Source organism: Mycobacterium szulgai (assembly GCF_002116635.1).
GTDB classification, from domain to species: Bacteria; Actinomycetota; Actinomycetes; order Mycobacteriales; family Mycobacteriaceae; genus Mycobacterium; species Mycobacterium szulgai.
Genome location: NZ_LQPW01000035.1, coordinates 1 through 1455 on the forward strand (window position 1 = coordinate 1; position 1455 = coordinate 1455).

General features: G+C 80.5%; 1 pseudogene. It reads right to left on the reverse strand.

Annotated elements, in window-relative coordinates:
• Positions 1-1455, reverse strand: a pseudogene (locus AWC27_RS30885) (PE family protein); the annotation flags it as partial.

The following is a 1455-nucleotide window of genomic DNA, read 5'->3' on the forward strand; positions in this document are numbered from 1 at the left end:
CGACCGCCCTCGCCACCGGCAAAGCCGTTGCCGCTGTTGACCGCGGCGGTGCCGTTGGCCCCGGCCGCCCCGGCGCCGCCGTTGCCGGCGGTGCCAGCGTTGCCGCCGTTACCGGCCGCCCCGCCGGCACCTGCGGTGCCCGCGGTGCCGCCATTGGCCGCACCACCCGCGCCGCCCTTACCGCCGTCGCCGCCGGCGCCACCACTGCCGGCGTTACCGCCGGCGCTGCCGTTGCCGCCGACCCCGTTGGTCGCGGTGCCGGTCGTGCCGTCGATGCCGCTGCCGCCCTGGCCGCCGGCGCCGCCCTTACCGCCGATGCCGCCGGTGCCGCCCTTGGCGCCCACACCGCCGGCTGCCCCGCCGTCGCCACCGGCGCCGCCCTTACCGCCGGCCTGGCCGACGGTGCCGTCCGGGTTGGCGGCGTTGACGCCGTTGTTGCCGGGTGCGCCCGCGGCGCCGTTGCCGCCGTCGCCGCCACGTCCGCCGTCGGTGTTGGCGCCGACCGCGCCGTCGGCGGCCTTGATGCCATTGCCGCCCAGTCCGCCGGTGCCGCCGGCGCCGCCCTTGCCGCCGGCGCCGCCGGCGCCGCCGGCGCCGCCGTCGAGGGCGGTTGAAGTGCCGTCGGCGCCGCGGCCGCCGTCGCCGGCCGTGCCGGCTTTGCCGCCGTCGCCGCCCTTACCGCCGAGTCCGTCGGCGCCCTTGCCGACGCCGCTGCCGTTGGCGCCGCCGGTGCCCCCGGTGCCGCCGTCGCCGCCCTTGCCGCCGGCGCCACCGGCGCCGCCGCCCTGGCCGGCTCCGGCGTTCACGCCGGCGGTGCCATTGCTGCCGCTGATGCCGTTGCCGCCGCTACCCGCTGCGCCACCGAGGCCGCCGTTGCTGGCGTTGCCGCCCAGGCCGTCGGCGCCCTTACCGATGCCGTCACCGTTGGCGCCGCCGACGCCGCCCTTGCCGCCGTTACCGCCGTTGCCGCCGCGACCGCCTTCGCCGCCGGCGAAGCCGGTGTTGTTGTTGGCCGCCGTGCCGTTGGCCCCGGCCGCGCCGGCCCCACCGTTGCCGGCCGTGCCCGCGTCCCCGCCGTTGCCGGCCGCACCGCCCGCGCCCGCAGTGCCCGCGGTGCCGCCATTGGCCGCGCCGCCCGCGCCGCCCTTGCCGCCGTCGCCGCCGGCCCCACCACTGCCGGCGTTACCGCCGGCGCTGCCGTTGCCGCCGACACCGGCCGTCGCGCTGCCGACACCGCCGTCAAGGCCGCTGCCACCCTTGCCGCCGTCGCCGCCCTTACCGCCGTTGCCGCCGGTGCCGCCCTTGGCGCCCACACCGCCGGCTGCTCCACCGTCGCCGCCTGCGCCGCCCTTACCGCCGGCGTGGCCGTCGGTTCCGTTGGGATTGTTGGCGTTGACGCCGTTGTCGCCGGGTCCACCCGCTGCGCCGTTGCCGCCGTCGCCGCCGCGGCCGTGC